Origin of the sequence: Streptomyces sp. NPDC007901 (assembly GCF_042959465.1) — a bacterium.
Classification (GTDB): Bacteria; Actinomycetota; Actinomycetes; order Streptomycetales; family Streptomycetaceae; genus Streptomyces.
On sequence record NZ_JBIBKW010000015.1, the window covers coordinates 165,910 to 183,552 of the forward strand.

At 71.2% G+C, this 17,643-nt stretch carries 14 protein-coding genes; 5 read left to right on the top strand and 9 right to left on the bottom strand.

Annotation, left to right across the window (positions count from 1 at the left end; translation table 11 throughout):
• Positions 1-33 precede the first annotated feature (33 nt).
• Positions 34-1,293 (top strand): enolase C-terminal domain-like protein, encoded by a 1,260-nt coding sequence (locus ACFZDK_RS38260; protein WP_390979406.1) that lies wholly within the window; start codon positions 34-36, stop codon positions 1,291-1,293.
• A gap of 99 nt (positions 1,294-1,392) precedes the next feature.
• Entirely contained in the window at positions 1,393-2,616 is a 1,224-nt protein-coding gene (locus tag ACFZDK_RS38265) for a trypsin-like serine peptidase (RefSeq protein WP_390979408.1), read from the top strand.
• 148 nt (positions 2,617-2,764) lie between these two features.
• Here the strand turns inward: ACFZDK_RS38265 and hflX are convergent, their stop codons facing one another.
• The 6 genes from hflX to miaA all read right to left on the bottom strand — a co-directional run bounded on the left by hflX (position 2,765) and on the right by miaA (position 10,980).
• Positions 2,765-4,258, bottom strand: coding sequence for a GTPase HflX (gene hflX / locus ACFZDK_RS38270; protein ID WP_390979410.1), 1,494 nt, complete (start codon positions 4,256-4,258; stop codon positions 2,765-2,767).
• A 181-nt stretch (positions 4,259-4,439) separates the two neighbouring features.
• Complete coding sequence (locus tag ACFZDK_RS38275; protein ID WP_390979412.1) at positions 4,440-5,969, bottom strand: M1 family aminopeptidase; 1,530 nt, start codon at positions 5,967-5,969, stop codon at positions 4,440-4,442.
• A gap of 69 nt (positions 5,970-6,038) precedes the next feature.
• Complete coding sequence (locus ACFZDK_RS38280) at positions 6,039-8,168, bottom strand: HD domain-containing protein (protein ID WP_390979414.1); 2,130 nt, start codon at positions 8,166-8,168, stop codon at positions 6,039-6,041.
• A gap of 286 nt (positions 8,169-8,454) precedes the next feature.
• Positions 8,455-9,318 (bottom strand): diaminopimelate epimerase, encoded by an 864-nt coding sequence (gene dapF, locus ACFZDK_RS38285; protein WP_390979416.1) that lies wholly within the window; start codon positions 9,316-9,318, stop codon positions 8,455-8,457.
• Positions 9,319-9,427: 109 nt separating this feature from the next.
• Positions 9,428-9,934: a hypothetical protein gene (locus ACFZDK_RS38290; protein WP_390979526.1), complete on the bottom strand. Its 507-nt coding sequence runs from the start codon at positions 9,932-9,934 to the stop codon at positions 9,428-9,430.
• A gap of 107 nt (positions 9,935-10,041) precedes the next feature.
• Entirely contained in the window at positions 10,042-10,980 is a 939-nt protein-coding gene (gene miaA / locus ACFZDK_RS38295) for a tRNA (adenosine(37)-N6)-dimethylallyltransferase MiaA (RefSeq protein ID WP_390979418.1), read from the bottom strand.
• Between the two features lie 179 nt (positions 10,981-11,159).
• On the opposite strand from miaA, the gene ACFZDK_RS38300 reads away from it, so the two are divergent.
• Positions 11,160-11,456: a hypothetical protein gene (locus tag ACFZDK_RS38300; RefSeq protein WP_390979420.1), complete on the top strand. Its 297-nt coding sequence runs from the start codon at positions 11,160-11,162 to the stop codon at positions 11,454-11,456.
• A gap of 33 nt (positions 11,457-11,489) precedes the next feature.
• A complete protein-coding gene (locus ACFZDK_RS38305; RefSeq protein WP_365686299.1) occupies positions 11,490-11,777 on the top strand; it encodes an antitoxin in 288 nt (95 codons plus the stop codon).
• A 127-nt stretch (positions 11,778-11,904) separates the two neighbouring features.
• Here the strand turns inward: ACFZDK_RS38305 and ACFZDK_RS38310 are convergent, their stop codons facing one another.
• The 3 genes from ACFZDK_RS38310 to miaB form a co-directional block, all read right to left on the bottom strand.
• Complete coding sequence (locus tag ACFZDK_RS38310) at positions 11,905-12,612, bottom strand: class III extradiol dioxygenase subunit B-like domain-containing protein (RefSeq protein WP_390979423.1); 708 nt, start codon at positions 12,610-12,612, stop codon at positions 11,905-11,907.
• A gap of 10 nt (positions 12,613-12,622) precedes the next feature.
• A complete protein-coding gene (locus tag ACFZDK_RS38315) occupies positions 12,623-12,913 on the bottom strand; it encodes a hypothetical protein (protein ID WP_390979425.1) in 291 nt (96 codons plus the stop codon).
• 73 nt (positions 12,914-12,986) lie between these two features.
• Complete coding sequence (miaB, locus tag ACFZDK_RS38320; protein WP_390979427.1) at positions 12,987-14,513, bottom strand: tRNA (N6-isopentenyl adenosine(37)-C2)-methylthiotransferase MiaB; 1,527 nt, start codon at positions 14,511-14,513, stop codon at positions 12,987-12,989.
• 257 nt (positions 14,514-14,770) lie between these two features.
• On the opposite strand from miaB, the gene ACFZDK_RS38325 reads away from it, so the two are divergent.
• Entirely contained in the window at positions 14,771-17,641 is a 2,871-nt protein-coding gene (locus ACFZDK_RS38325) for a SpoIIE family protein phosphatase (RefSeq protein WP_390979429.1), read from the top strand.
• The last annotated feature ends 2 nt before the right edge of the window (positions 17,642-17,643 follow it).

Consider the following 17,643-nt stretch of genomic DNA (forward strand, 5'->3'; position numbering starts at 1 on the left):
ACCCATCGATCACGGACTGGAGGCAGTCGCCGCATGAACGCGTCCGCGGGCACGAAGATCCGCGAACTGGTCATCACCCCCATCGCCTTCCGGGACCCGCCGCTGCTGAACTCCAACGGCGTGCACGAACCCCTCGCGCTGCGGATCGTCCTGCGACTCGTCCTGGCGGACGGCACGGTCGGGCTCGGCGAGTCGCCCGGTGGCACGGCCCGTCTGGAGCGGCTCGAAGCGGCCGCGAAGGTGGTCGTGGGCATGGACGTCTTCGACACGACGGCCGTCGCGGCGGCGATCGACGCGGCGCTGCTGCCGACCGTGCCGAGCTCGCACGAGCGCGGCTGGACCACGAGCGCGGTGGAGGTGGCCTGTCTCGACGCGCAGGGCAAGCTGCTCGGCCGCCCGGTCAGCGACCTGCTCGGCGGCGCGGTCCGGGACTCGGTGCCGTTCGCCGCGTACCTCTTCTACAAGTGGGCGGAGCACCCCGCCCTGGACGGGCGCCCGGCGGTCGGCGACGACTGGGGGGAGGCGCTGGACCCGGCCGGGGTCGTCGAGCAGGCGCGGCTGATGCAGGAGCGGTACGGCTTCCGGTCGTTCAAGCTGAAGGGGGGCGTGTTCCCGCCGGACGAGGAGATCGCGGCGATACGGGCGCTGGCGGAGGCGTTCCCCGGGCAGCCGCTGCGGCTCGATCCCAATGTGGCCTGGACGGTGGAGACGTCGGGGTACGTGGCGCGTGAGCTCGCCGACGTCCTCGAATACCTGGAGGACCCGACCGCGACCATCGAGGGTATGGCGGCCGTGGCGAAGGAGTCACCGCTTCCGCTCGCGACCAACATGTGCGTGATCGCCTGGGAGCATCTGAGGCTCGCGATCGAGCAGAACGCGATCCAGGTGCTGCTGACCGACCACCACTACTGGGGCGGACTGCGTCGCACCCGTGAACTCGCCGCCGTCTGCGAGGCGTTCGGGCTCGCCCTGTCCATGCACTCCAACTCGCACCTGGGCATCAGCCTCGCGGCCATGACCCATGTCGCCGCGGCGATCCCGAACCTGGACCACTCCTGCGACACGCACTACCCGTGGAACAGCGCCGACGACGTGATCCGGCCCGGGGTGCTGGAGTTCGCGGACGGCGCCGTCCGGGTCCCCACCGGACCCGGACTCGGCGTCGAACTCGATCACGAGGCGCTGGACCGGCTGCACCGGCTGTACCTGGAGTCGGGTGTACGCACCCGCGACGACACCGGCTACATGCGGCGCGTGGATCCCAGCTACGAACTGCGGTTGCCCCGCTGGTGAGTCCCGTAGCGAAACCGTTGCCCTTCCAGGGGAAGACCCCCACAGCGAGCGCATAGTGTGTGGCGCTGAAGTTCCTTGCCAACAGGGGGAGTCACCACCATGCGATCCATCCGGCCGTCGTCCGCCCCGCGCCGGCGAAGGGGCGCGCGCCGCGCGCTGGCGGCCGTCGCCCTCGCCTCGGCGCTGGCGCTGACCGCCACCGCCTGCAGCGGCTCCGGCGACGACAACGCGGGCGGCCCGGCGTCCGCGTCCGCCACGGCCGACACCGGTGACGGCAAGATCAAGATCCCGGACGACATCAAGAACAAGCTCAAAGAGCACGGGATCGACATCGACAAGTGGAAGAACGGCGCCTGGAAGAACTGGGACAAGGACGACTGGCTGCGCGAGGCCAACGACTTCATCAACCCCATCATCAAGGGTCTGTGGGACCCGAACCGGATGCGGGACGCCAACGACCCGGACAAGCACAAGGGTGTCGACGACAACGACATCTCCGGTGACCAGGGCGTGACCGACCCGACACCGGATCCGGTCCGGGCGAAGGCGGTCCGGCCGACGTACCACGACAGCGCGGCCACCTCCGGGAAGGTGTTCTTCGACTCCCCCGAGGGCACGATGGTCTGCTCGGCGACGGTCGTCGAGGACCCCGCGCACCCGGGCAAGTCCAACCTGGTGTGGACGGCGGGGCACTGTGTGCACGCCGGCAAGAAGGGCGGCTGGTACCGGAACATCGCGTTCGTGCCGTCGTACAACGACCAGGGGCTGACGGGTACGGCGCTGGCGAAGGCGACCCGGCCGGAGATCGCGCCGTACGGCGTCTGGTGGGGTGACGGGGCGCAGACCTCGCAGCAGTGGATCGACCAGGGCGGTGAGACGGGCGGCGACGGGGCGTCGTACGACTACGCCGTGATCCATGTGACGCCGGAGCAGCGGAACGGCGGCAAGTCCCTTGAGGAGACGGTCGGTTCGGCACTGCCGGTGAACTTCGACGCGCCCGCGGTGCCGAAGGTGTCGAGCATCACGGCCACCGGGTATCCGGCGGCCAAGCCGTACGACGGGTCGCTGCTGTACCAGTGCGCGGACAGGCCGGGGCGGCTGTCGGTCGACGCGTCGGCGCCGACGATGTACCGGATCGGGTGCACGATGACCGGCGGGGCGTCCGGTGGGGGCTGGGTGGAGACGGGTGCCGACGGCAAGGCGGCGCTGGTGTCCAACACGTCGATCGGGCCGGTGAGTTCGGGGTGGTTGGCCGGGCCGCGGTTCGGTGCGGTGGCGAAGGGTGTGTACGAGGCGGTCAGTAAGAAGTTCGCTGATCAGTGAGGGCGGCTGACAGCGCCGTGGGGGAACTGTCGCGTTTCGACTGACGGTCGTCGGTGGCTGGTCGCGCAGTTCCCCGCGCCCCTGAAAGACAAAAGACATAAGGCCCCGCTCCCTCGAAAGGGAGCGGGGCCTTCACTTACGCCCAGCGTCACGCAGCCGGAGCCGGAACGTACGGCGCGAGCTCCGCCGCCAGTTCCTCGTGCACCCGCACCTTGAGGAGGGTGCCCTCCGCCGTGTGTTCCTCGGAGAGAACCTCGCCCTCGTTGTGGGCGCGGGCGACCAGCTTGCCGTGGGTGTAGGGGATCAGGGCCTCGATCTCGACCGACGGGCGGGGCAGGTCGTTGTCGATCAGGGCCAGCAGTTCGTCGATGCCCAGGCCGGTGCGGGCCGAGACCGCGATCGAGCGCTTCTCGTTGCGCAGCAGGCGCTGGAGGACCAGGGGGTCCGCCGCGTCCGCCTTGTTGATCACTACGATCTCCGGTACGCCGGTGGCGCCGACGTCCCTGATCACCTCGCGCACGGCGGCCAGCTGCTCCTCCGGGGTCGGGTGCGCGCCGTCGACCACGTGCAGGATCAGGTCGGAGTCGCCGACCTCCTCCATGGTGGAGCGGAACGCCTCGACCAGGTGGTGGGGCAGGTGGCGGACGAAACCGACCGTGTCCGCCAGGGTGTACAGGCGGCCGCTCGGGGTCTCCGCGCGGCGGACCGTGGGGTCCAGGGTCGCGAACAGGGCGTTCTCGACCAGGACACCGGCGCCCGTGAGGCGGTTGAGCAGGGAGGACTTGCCGGCGTTGGTGTAGCCCGCGATGGCGACGGACGGCACCTTGTTGCGGCGGCGTTCCTGGCGCTTGATCTCGCGGCCGGTCTTCATCTCCGCGATCTCCCGGCGCATCTTCGCCATCTTCTCGCGGATCCGCCGCCGGTCCGTCTCGATCTTGGTCTCACCGGGACCACGGGTGGCGAGGCCGCCGCCCTTGCCGCCGCCCATCTGACGGGACAGCGACTGACCCCAGCCTCGCAGCCTCGGCAGCATGTACTGCATCTGCGCGAGCGAGACCTGCGCCTTGCCCTCCCGGGACTTGGCGTGCTGGGCGAAGATGTCCAGGATCAGGGCGGTCCGGTCGATGACCTTGACCTTGACGACGTCCTCCAGCTGGATCAGCTGGCCCGGGCTCAGCTCACCGTCGCAGATGACGGTGTCGGCGCCCGTTTCGAGGACGATGTCGCGCAGCTCCAGGGCCTTGCCGGAGCCGATGTAGGTGGCCGGGTCGGGCTTGTCGCGACGCTGGATGACGCCGTCGAGCACGAGCGCGCCCGCGGTCTCCGCGAGGGCGGCCAGCTCCGCGAGGGAGTTGTCCGCGTCCTGCACGGTGCCCGAGGTCCAGACCCCGACGAGCACGACCCGCTCCAGGCGGAGCTGTCGGTACTCGACCTCGGTGACGTCCTCGAGCTCGGTGGAGAGGCCCGCGACACGGCGCAGGGCTGCTCGCTCGGAGCGGTCGAACTGGTCGCCGTCCCGCTCTCCGTCGATCTCGTGGCTCCAGGCGACGTCCTCTTCCATCAGGGCATCGGCCCGAAGACCGTCGGGGTAGTCCTGCGCGAGGCGCCTGGTGTCCTGGGAAGGGGAAGAAGAGGAGGTCATTGGGTCCTTTACGTCGATGGGTATGCCGAAACCGGCGCTCATTGTCTCAACGTACGAGTACCCCGGGAGATTCCCCGCGACCCGTGCCGCGTGCCGCGCCGACCCCATGATGGTCGCACGGCACGCCCCGGCCCGGCACCGTGTTATTCCGAGGGCCGTTGTTCCGGGGGCCGCCCCGCCGTCACTTCCGGGCCTTCTGCTTCGCCGGAGCCGGGACCTGCTTCCAGTCCGGGTGGCCGGGCATCGGCGGGGTCTTCTCGCCGTACAGCCAGGCGTCGAAGAAGCCGGTCAGGTCGCGGTTCGCGACGGCGGAGGCGAGGTGGACGAAGTCGGCGGTGGTCGCCGTGGCGTCCTTGTGCTGCTGGACCCAGATCCGCTCCAGGCGCTCGAAGACGGGCTTGCCGATCTCCTGGCGCAGGGCGTAGAGGGCGAGGGCGGCGCCGTCGTAGATGTTCGGGCGGAAGATGCTGATCTTCTGGCCGGGCTCGGGGGGCTTGGGCAGGGCGGGCGGTCCGCCGGCGGCGCGCCAGCGGTCGGAGGCGCCGTACGCGGCCTTCATGCGGTTGATCATGGGCTGCTTGCCCTTCTCCTCCGCGTACAGCTCCTCGTACCAGGTGGCGTGGCCCTCGTTCAGCCAGACGTCCGACCAGACGCGCGGGCTGACGCTGTCGCCGAACCACTGGTGGGACAGCTCGTGCACCATGATCGACTCGATGTACCACTTGGGGTACGCGGGCTCGGTGAACAGGCCCTTCTCGAAGAGGGAGAGGGTCTGGGTCTCCAGCTCGAAGCCCGTGGACGCCTGCGCCATGAGCACGCCGTACGTCTCGAACGGGAAGGTGCCGACCTTGCTCTCCAGCCAGGCGATCTGGTCCGGGGTCTTGGCCAGCCAGGGTTCGAGCTTCTTGGCGTCGGCGCTCGGGACGACGTCGCGGACGGGCAGGCCGTGCGGCCCCGCGCGGTGCAGTACGGCGGAGCGTCCGATGGAGACCTGGGCGAGTTCGGTGGCCATCGGGTGCTGGGTGCGGTAGGTCCAGGTGGTGGCGGAGCCGACCCGGGCGGACTCGGTGGGCAGTCCGTTGGCGACGACGGTGTAGCCGTTCGGGGCGGTGACGTGGAAGGTGAACATCGCCTTGTCGGACGGGTGGTCGTTGCACGGGAAGACCAGGTGGGCGGCGTCGGCCTGGTTGGCCATGGCGAGGCCGTCCGTGGTGCGCACCCAGCCGCCGTCCTGGCCCTTGGCGGACACCGGGTCGCTGGTGTGCCGCACCGTGATCCGGGTCCAGCTGCCCCGCCCCAGCGGCTTCTCGGGCGTGACGACCAGGTCCTCGCCGGCGCTGTCGAAGGCGGCGCGCCGGCCGTCGACCTCGACGGACTCCACCGTGCCGTGCGCGAAGTCCAGGTTGAGCCGGTCCAGGGCGGTGGTGGTCCAGGCGTCGATGGTGGTGACGGCCTGCAGCGGCTTGTCGTTGCTGCCGGGATAGGTGAAGGAGAGGTCGTACGACGCCACGTCGTACCCCGGGTTGCCGAGGTACGGGAAGAGCCGGTCGCCGAGGCCGAGCGGGACCGGCGGGGCGCTCGCGCCGAGCACGGCGACGGAGACGGCGGAGGCGAGGAGGGCGGCGGCCCGCCGGTGACGGAGCGGGCCGGTGCCGCGTCCGGACGGGCGGGCGGGTCGCTGTGACGCGCGGGTGCGCAGGGTGAGCGGCATGAACCACCGCTACCAGCGCACCCCGACCTCACGGCGGCGACTCGCGACCGATCCACTCGAACGAGTAGGTCACTGGTGTTGCGCCCGGCCCACGTCGTACACACCGGCCACATTGCGCATCGCACGCATCAGGGCGGGCAGGTGGGCCGCGTCCGGAAGCTCGACCGTGTAGGTGTGGCGGACCCGCTGCTGACTGGGCGGTTCCACGGTCGCCGAGACGATCTCGGCGCCCTCCTGGGCCATCGCCTCGGTGAGGTCGGCGAGCAGATGGGGGCGGCCGAACGATTCGGCGACCAGGGTGACCCGGCAGGCGGTGCTGTCCCCCCAGCTCACGGCGGACTCCGGGCGTCCGGTGCCCTTCATGTGCGCCACCGCGGCGCACTCCACGCGGTGCACGGTGACCACTCCCCCGCGCACGGCGAAGCCGGTGACCTCGTCGGGCGGTACGGGCGTGCAGCAGCCGGCCAGCCGTACGGTCGCGCCGGGGCGGTCGACGACCACGGCGCTGGCGGTGCGGGGGGCGGGGGCCAGGGGCTCCGGGACGGGCCGGGTGGGTGCGGCCGCGGGGGCCTGCGGCTCCTCGGCCGCGTCCGGGTGGGTGGTGAGCCAGCGCTGGATGGCGATCCGGGCCGCCGGGGTGTGGGCGTGCTCCAGCCACTCCCGGGAGGGCTCGGAGGCCGGGTCCTGGCCCATCAGGAGCTGGACGGTGTCGCCGTCCCGCAGGACCGTGCTGAGGGTGGCGAGGCGGCCGTTGACACGGGCCCCGATACAGGCGTGCGCGTCCTCCCCGTACTGGGCGTAGGCGGCGTCGACGCAGGTGGCGCCCTCGGGGAGGCCGAGGGCGCCGCCGTCGGGGCGGAAGACGGTGATCTCGCGGTCCTGGGCGAGGTCCTCGCGCAGGGTCGACCAGAAGGTGTCGGTGTCGGGCGCGGCCTTCTGCCAGTCGAGGAGCCGGGAGAGCCAGCCGGGGCGGGTGGGGTCGGCGCGCTCGCCGTCGGCCGGGTCCTCGGCGGTCTCCGCCGCGGGGGCGTCGGCGGCCGGGGCGTAGGGGTTGCCCAGGGCGACGACTCCGGCCTCGGCGACCTTGTGCATCTGGTGGGTGCGGATGAGGACTTCGACGACCTGGCCGTCGGCGCGGGCGACCGCCGTGTGCAGGGACTGGTACAGGTTGAACTTCGGTACGGCGATGAAGTCCTTGAACTCCGAGACCACCGGGGTCAGACAGGTGTGCAGTTCGCCGAGGACGGCGTAACAGTCCGCGTCCTCGCCCACCAGCACCAGGAGCCGGCCGAAGTCGGCGCCGCGCAGTTCGCCGCGCTTGCGGCTGACGCGGTGCACGGAGACGAAGTGCCGGGGCCGGATCAGGACTTCGGCGGGGATGTCGGCCTCGCGCAGCACCCCGCGCACCTCGTCGGAGATCTCGGCGAGCGGGTCGTCGCCGCGGGCCGCGTTCTCGGCGATCAGCTCCCGGGTGTGGGCGTACTCCTCGGGGTGGAGGATGGCGAAGACCAGGTCCTCCAGCTCGGTCTTCAGGGCCTGCACGCCGAGCCGTTCGGCGAGCGGGATGAGGACGTCGCGGGTGACCTTGGCGATGCGCTCCTGTTTCTCACGGCGCATCACACCGAGGGTGCGCATGTTGTGCAGCCGGTCGGCGAGCTTGATCGACATCACCCGGACGTCGCTGCCGGTGGCGACGAGCATCTTCCGGAACGTCTCGGGTTCGGCGGCGGCCCCGTAGTCGACCTTCTCGAGTTTCGTCACCCCGTCGACGAGATAACGGACCTCCTCGCCGAACTGTTCCCGTACCTGGTCGAGCGTCACCTCGGTGTCCTCGACGGTGTCGTGGAGCAGGGACGCCGTCAGCGTGGTGGTCTCGGCGCCGAGTTCGGCGAGGATCAGGGTGACCGCGAGGGGATGCGTGATGTACGGCTCGCCGCTCTTGCGCATCTGGCCGCGGTGCGAGGACTCGGCCAGCACATAGGCGCGGCGCAGCGGTTCGAGGTCGGCGTCGGGGTAGTGGGCGCGGTGCGCCTCGACGACATGGCCGATGGCGTCGGGCAGTCTGCCGCGCGCGGCGTTCCCGAGCAGCGCCGCGCGGCCGAGACGGCGCAGGTCGATCCGGGGGCGGGCCTTCCTGCGGACCGCCGCCGTGGGCGCTGCAGGACCGGGCGTCGCAGGGTTCGTGGCCTCCGCACTCATGGGCACACCTCCGGCTCAGGACCGGCGGACGGAGCCCCAGGGCATACGCGGCTCAGGGATTGGCGACGTTCCCCCGTCCGTGCCGGTGCTTGATGCTATCGAGCTCACCGGGCCCGATTGACCGGCTCCCGCCGAGCGTGAAACGGATCACCCAATCGAGCGACGGTTTGGAGGTTTACGATTTTGCGCCACCTGTTCGGGGGGTGGCCGATGTTTCTGGCCATCGAGGCCAACGCGGGCCGTGCATCCGGGGGTTCGCGGGCACCCGGATGCAGGGATCACGCGTTCAGCGGGCGGCGCTTTCCAGCCATTCGGCGTCGATCTCGCCCTCGGCCACGATCACCGCAGGACCGGTCATCTCGATCTCGCCGTCGGGGCGTTCCGTGATGACGAGGCGTCCGCCGGGCACGTCCACGGTGTACGTGGCCGGGTTGCCGGTGGCCGCGGGGTCGGCGCCGTCACGGCGGGCGGTGGCCACGGCGACCGCGCAGGCGCCGGTGCCGCAGGAGCGGGTCTCGCCGGAGCCGCGTTCGTGCACGCGCATCGCGACGTGGCGGGGGCCGCGGTCGACGACGAACTCGACGTTGACCCCTTCGGGGTAGGCCGACGCGGGGCTGAAGGGGGGCGGGGTGTAGAGGTCGCCGGCGTCGGCGAGGTCCGCGACGAAGGCCACGGCGTGCGGGTTGCCCATGTTCACGTTCCGCGCGGGCCAGGTGCGGTCGCCGACGCTCACGGTCACGTCGCCCTCGGGGAGGCGGGCGCGGCCCATGCCGACGGTGATGTCGCCGGCCTTGTCGATGTGCACGGTCTTGACGCCGCCGCGGGTGGCTACGGTGAGATCGCCTTCCGTGGCGTGGCCGGCGTGCTGGAGGTAGCGGGCGAAGACGCGGACGCCGTTGCCGCACATCTCGGCGATCGAGCCGTCGCCGTTGCGGTAGTCCATGAACCACTCGGCGTCGGTGGCCATCCCCTTGGCCTCGGGGTGCGCGGCGGACCGTACGACGTGCAGCACGCCGTCGGCGCCGAGGCCGGCCCGGCGGTCGCAGAGGGCGGCTACGGCGGCCGGGGTGAGGTCCAGGGTGTTCTCGGGGTCCGGGACGATCACGAAGTCGTTCTCGGTGCCGTGGCCCTTGAGGAAGGGGATGCTCATTCTTCGAGGGTAATGGAGGGCTGCGTGGCGCTTCGGGTGCGGGCCGGTGGGGGCTGGTCGCGCAGTTCCCCGCGCCCCTGAAGGGGCGCGTCGCAGCTCGGGACGCCTTTCAGCGCAGTCTTGCCACGCGCCAGACGGCCAGGACGACCACGATCGCCACCAGGACCACGTAGCCGATCACCACGCGCCAGTCGGGGCGGCGGCCCGCGCCGCGGGGCGGGAGGCCGGGCCACGTGTAACCGACCTTGCGGGCGGCCATCATGCCCCAGCCGGCCGCGCAGGAGCAGATCAGCAGGCCCAGCATGGCGATCACCGCGCCGCTGTCGCCGAAGTCGAAGGCGAGGGGGAAGGCGAACATCAGGGAGCCGACCGCGGCCAGGCCGACGATGGGGGCGAGCTGCCACAGGCGCAGTCGGCGCTGCGGGCGGAGTTCGACCTCGACCTCGGGGCCGCTCGCGAACATCTCCTCCGGCTCGGGGCCGTCGGCGGTCACACCGCCGCCCACCGTGTCGTCCGGACCGTCCGAGCTCAGCCTGTCCTCGGCCTCTTCTGCCTCACTGGGCCCGACTGCGACGTGCTCGGTGTCTTGTGCGGTGTCGCGAGGGCCGGCCTCCATCGCCACGCGCCCTCCCAACCTAGGACTCCACTTGCGATCGAAGCTCGATGATGGCACGGCACCGGAGGCCGCGATGACCGGTGGCGCATCCCGATGCCATGACGTGATCAGGCTGTGACCGGTCGTTCGACCAACGCCAGGGCCAGCCGCGGAAGTTCCTCGCGGTCCGCCGCGGCCCCACTCAACCAGTGCACCCGCGGGTCGCGCCTGAACCATGAATCCTGACGGCGCGCGAAGCGCTTCGTGGCACGGACGGTCTCGGTCCGTGCTTCCGCTTCGGTGCACTCCCCGGCGAGCGCCGCCAGGACCTGCTGGTAGCCGAGGGCGCGCGACGCCGTGCGGCCCTCGCGCAGCCCGTGCGCCTCCAGTGCGCGGACCTCGTCGACGAGTCCGGCCTCCCACATCCGGTCGACGCGCAGCGCGATGCGCTCGTCGAGCTCGGGGCGCGCCACGTCGACGCCGATCTGGAGGGTGTCGTACACCGAGTCGTGGCCCGGGAGGTTGGCGGTGAAGGGCTGGCCGGTGATCTCGATCACTTCGAGGGCGCGGACGATACGACGGCCATTGCTGGGCAGGATGGCCCGGCCGGCCTCGGGGTCGGCGGCAGCCAGCCGCGCGTGCAGCGCGCCGGAGCCGCGCAACGCGAGTTCCTCCTCCAGGCGGGCCCTGACCTCGGGGTCGGTCCCGGGGAACTCCAGGTTGTCGACGGCACCGCGGACGTAGAGGCCGGAGCCACCGACCAGGATCGGCCAGCGGCCCTCGGCGAGCAGGGCGTCGATGCGGGCGCGGGCGAGCCGCTGGTACTCGGCGACGGAGGCGGTGACGGTCACGTCCCAGATGTCGAGCAGGTGGTGCGGGACACCGGCGCGCTCCCCGGGCGTCAGCTTGGCGGTCCCGATGTCCATCCCCCGGTACAGCTGCATGGAGTCGGCGTTGACGACCTCACCGCCGAGCCGTTGGGCCAGAAAGACACCGAGGTCGGACTTTCCGGCCGCGGTGGGGCCGACGACGGCGATGACACGGGGGGCGGGGGGTGCGCTGCTCACCGCACCAGTCTCGCAAACCTCGGCAGCGGGTCTCGAACGAGTTACGTGACAGTCCGTGTCCGGCTTCGTTGCCCGTTGCGAGGTCCCGCCGCCGCCGAGAGGCGGTGACCGGTTCTGACGCAATCGGACGCACCGGGTGACGCGGGATTTCGCTCACACGAGTAACGTATGGAGTGGATATGGGCGTTTTTGCACGACTCCTCGGAAGGAAGCCGAAGGCGACGGAGGAGCCGGACGTCGAGGCGCCGGCCGGCACCGAGCCGGACGGGTCCGAGGCGGCGAACGCGGCGGAGGAGGCGGCCGAGGCGACAGCGGCCCAGGGGACGGACGAGGACGACGACGGGAGCGCGGAAACGGCGGCGGCTACGGAGCCGGAGCCGGCCGCGGCGTCCGCTGTCGCGAGCACCGAGATCCCCCGGCAGCAGTCCGCCAAGGAGGCCGCCGACAACGAGGCCGGCGAGGGCGCCCGCACATAACGGCCCGCGAGGGAAGCCATAGGGAAGGTAGCCATGGGTCTTTTGGACAATTTGAAGGCCAAGCTCGCCCCGGCCAAGGACAAGGCCTCTCACCTCGCGCAGCAGCACGAGGACAAGATCGACAAGCTTCAGCACGGCATCGACAAGGCCGCGCGGGTCGTCGACGAGAAGACCAAGGGCAAGTACAGCGACAAGATCCAGACGGGTACGGGCAAGGCCAAGGTCGCCATGGACCGGTTCGTGCACCCGGACGCCACGGGCGGCACCGGGGCCGACCCCACCACCCCGACCCGGCCGGAGGGTCCGCCGTCGGCTTCCTGAGCGGGGCGGACCGCGGAGATCGGCGGACGGCCGAGAGTCACCCGACTCCCGGCCGTCCGCCGTTTCTCCGGTTCGCCGTTCGGAAAGAGACCGGTCCGCCGTTCGGAAAAGGGTGTGAAAGAGGCGTTCAGGACCAGGTCGCCACGAGGTAGCAGACGCCGTACGGGGCGTCCTCGTGGAGCAGCGCCCCGGCGAGGCCCGCGTCCTCGGCCGCGCCGGCCAGGACCTGCCAGGGGGCGCGGCCGGCGGCCTTGAGGTCGTGGGCCAGCGCCGCGTCGAGGTTCTTGATCGCCGACACGTCGGCCGCGCCGAGCGCCCGGGCGACCTCGGCGTCGAAGGGGGCCGCGCGCTCGTCGAGGTAGCCGGGCGCCTTGAGCGTGCGGCAGGCGCTGGCGTCGCCCATCACCAGCAGGGCCACGCGTGCGGCCCGGCCGGCGACCTCCCGCCCGGCCTCGACGCACCGCTCGGCCTCCAGGGGCTCGCCCACCCCCAGCCCCTCGATCGGCGCGTCGGCCCAGCCGGTGCGCTCCAGCAGCCAGGCGCCGACGGCGAGCGAGGTCGGCAGTTCCCGCTCCCCCGCCTCGCCGTCGCCCAGGTGTACGTCGACGTCGACACCGAAGCCCCGGAAGGAGCCCCGGCTGCCCTGCGGGAACACGCCCCGGCCGGGCTGCTCGGCAGGCCCGACCACCACCAGGAGGTCGGGCCGGGCGGCGGCGAGCACCCCGAGCGCGTCGGTGCAGGCGGCACGCGCGGCGTCCAGCTCGGGGGCGGCGCCGGCGGCGACCTCGGGGACGAGGAGCGGCGGGCTGGGGCAGACTGCGGCGGCGACAAGCACGACCGGCAGCCTAGTGCGGGTACCCGCCCCTGGAATCACTGCTCCACGCCAGTTCCGCCAGGCGGTAGAAGACCCGGTGGGTGGACATCATGCCTTCGATGTGCACGTAGTACGCGTCGCCGTCCCCCGTCCGGAACACCTCGCGGCGCTGCTGGCGCAGGCCCATGCGGGGTCGGTGGGTACACGCGATCTCGTACAGACTGGCCCGGGCCTGCTCGGGGGTCGCCTCGAAACGGACGACCTCCTCGACCTTGTACTGCTCCCCGTGGCCGAACTGCACGACCACCACCCACCGCGCCATGATCCGCCGCCCCCACTCGTGATCGGCGCCCGTGATCGACGCCCGTGATCGACGCGAGGAGTATGGCGCGCGCTCAGTGCGCCGCGCAGCCCCCGGTGGCCGCCGGGAGCGGTTCCGGCACGCCGATCTTGGGCAGGCCCAGCAGGACGCCCGCCGGCTTCGCGGCCTCCGTCGCGTGCCGCTTCTCCCAGGCGTCGCCCGCGCGGGTGTGCCGTACGCCGAGCACCTGGCCCTCGGCGAGGAGGTGGTGCGGGGCGGCGTAGGTGATCTCCACGGTGACGACGTCGCCGGGGCGGACGTCCTGCTCGGGCTTGGTGAAGTGGACGAGCCGGTTGTCGGGGGCGCGGCCGGACAGCCGGTGCGTGGCGCCGTCCTTGCGGCCCTCGCCCTCGGCGACCATCAGCTCCAGGGTGCGGCCGACCTGCTTCTTGTTCTCCTCCCAGGAGATCTCCTCCTGGAGGGCGACGAGACGCTCGTAGCGCGCCTGGACGACCTCCTTGGGGATCTGGCCCTCCATGGTCGCGGCGGGGGTGCCGGGGCGCTTGGAGTACTGGAAGGTGAAGGCCTGCGTGAAGCGGGCCTCGCGCACGACGTGCATCGTCTGCTCGAAGTCCGCCTCGGTCTCGCCGGGGAAGCCCACGATGATGTCGGTGGTGATGGCCGCGTGCGGGATGGCGGCGCGGACCTTCTCGATGATCCCGAGGTAGCGCTCCTGCCGGTAGGAGCGGCGCATGGCCTTGAGCACCGTGTCCGAGCCGGACTGGAGCGGCATGTGGAGCTGGGGCATCACGTTCGGGGTCTCGGCCATGGCCGCGATCACGTCGTCGGTGAAGTCACGGGGGTGCGGGGACGTGAACCGCACCCGCTCCAGCCCCTCGATGGTCCCGCACGCCCGCAGCAGCTTGCTGAAGGCCTCGCGGTCGCCGATGTCGGAGCCGTACGCGTTGACGTTCTGCCCGAGCAGGGTGATCTCGGAGACGCCCTCGCCGACCAGGGCCTCGATCTCGGCGAGGATGTCGCCGGTGCGGCGGTCCTTCTCCTTGCCGCGCAGGGCCGGGACGATGCAGAAGGTGCAGGTGTTGTTGCAGCCGACGGAGATCGAGACCCAGGCGGCGTAGGCGCTCTCGCGGCGGGTGGGCAGCGTGGACGGGAACGCCTCCAGCGACTCGGCGATCTCGACCTGGGCCTCTTCCTGGACCCGGGCGCGCTCCAGCAGGACCGGCAGCTTGCCGATGTTGTGCGTGCCGAAGACGACGTCGACCCAGGGGGCCTTCTTGACGATCGTGTCCTGGTCCTTCTGCGCCAGGCAGCCGCCGACGGCGATCTGCATCCCGGGCCGGGAGGCCTTCCTGGGCGCGAGCCGGCCCAGGTTGCCGTACAGCCGGTTGTCGGCGTTCTCCCGGACCGCGCACGTGTTGAAGACGACCACGTCCGCGTCGCCGTCCGAGCCCTCGGGGGCGCGCACGTAGCCGGCCTCCTCCAGCAGCCCGGACAATCGCTCGGAGTCGTGGACGTTCATCTGGCACCCGTAGGTACGGACTTCGTAGGTCTTGGGTGCCGTCACGTCCACTGCGGGGCTCCGGTCGCTGCTGATGGTCATGGGTCAAGGGTAGGCGCTGAACTCCGGGCTCTGTCCCCACGCGCACATACGCCGGGAAGGCCGGCGGCGGCCCGGCGTGTGTTCGGTGCGGGCCGCTGCCGGGTTGTCCGCTGCTCTGATCGCACCCGGGTCTGTCAGGGATACAGTGGCATTACTGCGATAAGCGAATTCTCCATGCGTACGGCGGCAGTGCCGCACGGTAACCGGTGATGTTCATGGCACGACCGGGGCTCGATACGCGACGTTCCGAGGACGAGATGACGGCTGGGGACACGCGGCTCTCGAACGGCGCCGAACAGCCGTGTGCCATGCTGCCGGGACTGCGTGCGGATCACCGTGGCCTGTCGATGGCCGAGACGCTGAGCGTGGCACTTCGGCAGGCGATCGCCGGCCTGGGTGCCCTCGGCGGCTTCGTGCACTGGCGCGCCCCCGGTTCCGGCCGGTTGCGCATGGTGACGGCCGCCGAGGTGGCACCGGAATCCGCCGCGGCATGGACGAATCTCCACGAGGACGCGAACGCGGCCCCGGCACGCGCCATGCGCGGCGGTACTTTCGTCTGGGTGGCCGGAGACAGCCTGGGGATCGGCGCTTCCGGTACCGCGGCGGTGCCTCTGCTCGGCATCGACGGTGTCATCGGTGTCCTTTCCGTTCTCACGGCGGGCCCCGACGAGCCGGATCCGGCACAGCGGTCCTTTCTGAGCTCGGTGGCGGCCTGGACGGTCGGTGGCCTGGAACAACATCCCGGCGGTTCCACCAGTCCCGACACGCACCCGGACGCTGTCCCACCGCCCGGGGAGCCGTCCCGCATGGTCGCGATCAGGCACTGGGAGTACGACCCCACGACCCGTGCCGTGACCTTCGCCCCACCAGTCCTCGACATGCGCGACGAGCCGCTTCGGGATCTGCCGACCTTCACGGCCGACATCCGTGCGGCGTTCGACAACCGGACCACGTACGACACCGAATACCAAGTGCACCGATCCGACGGCACCGTCGGGCGGGTGCGGGCGCGCGGTCTCGTCGTACCGGGTGAGGGCGGTACCACTGCCCGTATGACCGGCACTCTGTGGGACCAGGCTCAGGCACCAGCACCGTTGGATCCGGTCGTCGCCACCCTGCGCACCATGGGCGACGGATTCCTGACGATCGCCGAGGACTGGCGGATCACTTTCGTCAACGATGAGGCGGAGCGTGTCCTCGGCCCCGGCCGCACGCTGCTGGGCAGCAGTCTCTGGGACATTCCCGCAGGACGCATCCCCGGTCTTGAGGCCCAGTGCAGACGGGCGGCCACCGAGAGGAAGGCGATCGGTTTCGATCTCCACCGGCCGGTCGACCGGCGCGTCTACCATGTCCGGCTGGTTCCCGTGCCGGGCGGCGGGCTGACGATCTACTTCGCCGACATCACCGACATACGGCCGCAGGGAGCCGAAGGACCGGCCGACGAGAGTGGTGAGGCGGGGGTCTTCCCGGCCGAGGGCTGGGGGCGGATCGCCGAGCGGAGCGCCCGGATGAGCGAGCTGACCGCGGCGCTGGCGGAGGCCGTCACGTCGAGCGACGTGGTCAAGGCCGTCGCCGACCGGGTCCTGCCGCCCTTCGGCGCCGACGGGCTGGTGATCCACGCGCTGGAGGGTGGCTGGCTCCATGCGGTCGGAGCCGTCGGATACACCGAGGAATTCCTGCGCGAGATCGACGGGATCCCGGTCACGAGCCACATGGCGATCGCCCAGACGCTGCGCACCCGCACTCCCGGGTTCATCGAATCGCGCGCCGAGTACATCCGGCTCTATCCCAAGTTCGAGGGGTTCGTCGCGGCGTCGGTCAAGAACGCCTGGGCGTTCCTTCCGCTCATCGCCTCCGGATACGCGATCGGCTGCTGTGTGGTCTCCTTCTCCCGGTCCCGCTCCTTCAGTGAGGAGGAGCGCACCCTGCTGATAGCCCTGAGCGGGCTCATCGCGCAGGCACTGGAACGGGCCCGGCTGTACGACGCGGAGCACACCCGCGCTCAGGAACTCCAGCGCGGCCTGCTCCCCAGGACGCTGCCGGCCCTGCCGGCCGTCCGCGCCGCCGCCCGCTACATGCCCGCGGGCAAAGGGGAAGCGGTCGGCGGCGACTGGTACGACCTGATTCCGCTGTCCGGCGACCGGGTCGCCATCGTGATCGGCGACGTCATGGGCCATGGCATCGCCGAAGCCGCCGTCATGGGGCAGCTGCGCACGGCGGTGCGCACCCTCGCCGACCTCGACCTGGATCCGGACGAGCTGATGAGCCACCTGAACGAACTCGTCTCCGACCTCGGCCAGGACAAGTACGCAACCTGCTCGTACGCCGTGTTCGACCCCGTCACCCGTACCTGCACGCTCTCCCTGGCCGGTCATCTCCCACCCGCCATCGTCCATCCCGACGGGACGGTCCTGAGCCCGGTGCTGGCCGGCGACCCGCCGCTGGGTGCCGCCGAACCTCCCTTCGAGACGCACGAGCTGCACCTGCCGGAGGAGAGTCTTCTGGTGTTCTGCACGGACGGTCTCGTCGAATCCCATGCCCGGGACATCGACCAGGGACTGGCTCAGCTCAGACAGACGCTGGCCGGGGCGGTGGCGCGGACCTCGTACTTCCCGAGCGGCAGCGTGCACGGTGACGCCGGGCGCCTCGACGACCTGTGCGATGCCGTCGTCTCGGCGTTGCTGCCCGACTGTGAGCAGACCAATGACGATGCGGTCCTGCTCGTGGCCCACACCTGCGGCACGCCCCGCGACAGCGTCGCCTCGTGCAGCCTTCCGGAGGACCCGCGGGCCGCCGGCCAGGCCCGCGAATACGTCCGCACCCAGCTGGCCGTCTGGGGTCTTGACGATCTCGTCATGACCACTGAACTCCTGGTGAGCGAGCTGGTCGGCAACGTGATCCGGCACGCCGGCGGTCCCATCCGCCTGCGCCTGCTGCGCAGCCGGTCGCTGATCTGTGAGGTCTACGACGGCAGCCTCACCAGCCCCCGCATCCGGCGTGCCGGGTACAACGACGAGAGCGGCCGGGGCCTGCACCTGGTGGCCGCTCTCTCGAAGCGTTGGGGCACCCGCCATCTCGACGAGGGCAAGTGCATCTGGACCGAGCAGGAGATGCCGCTCGCCGAGTGATC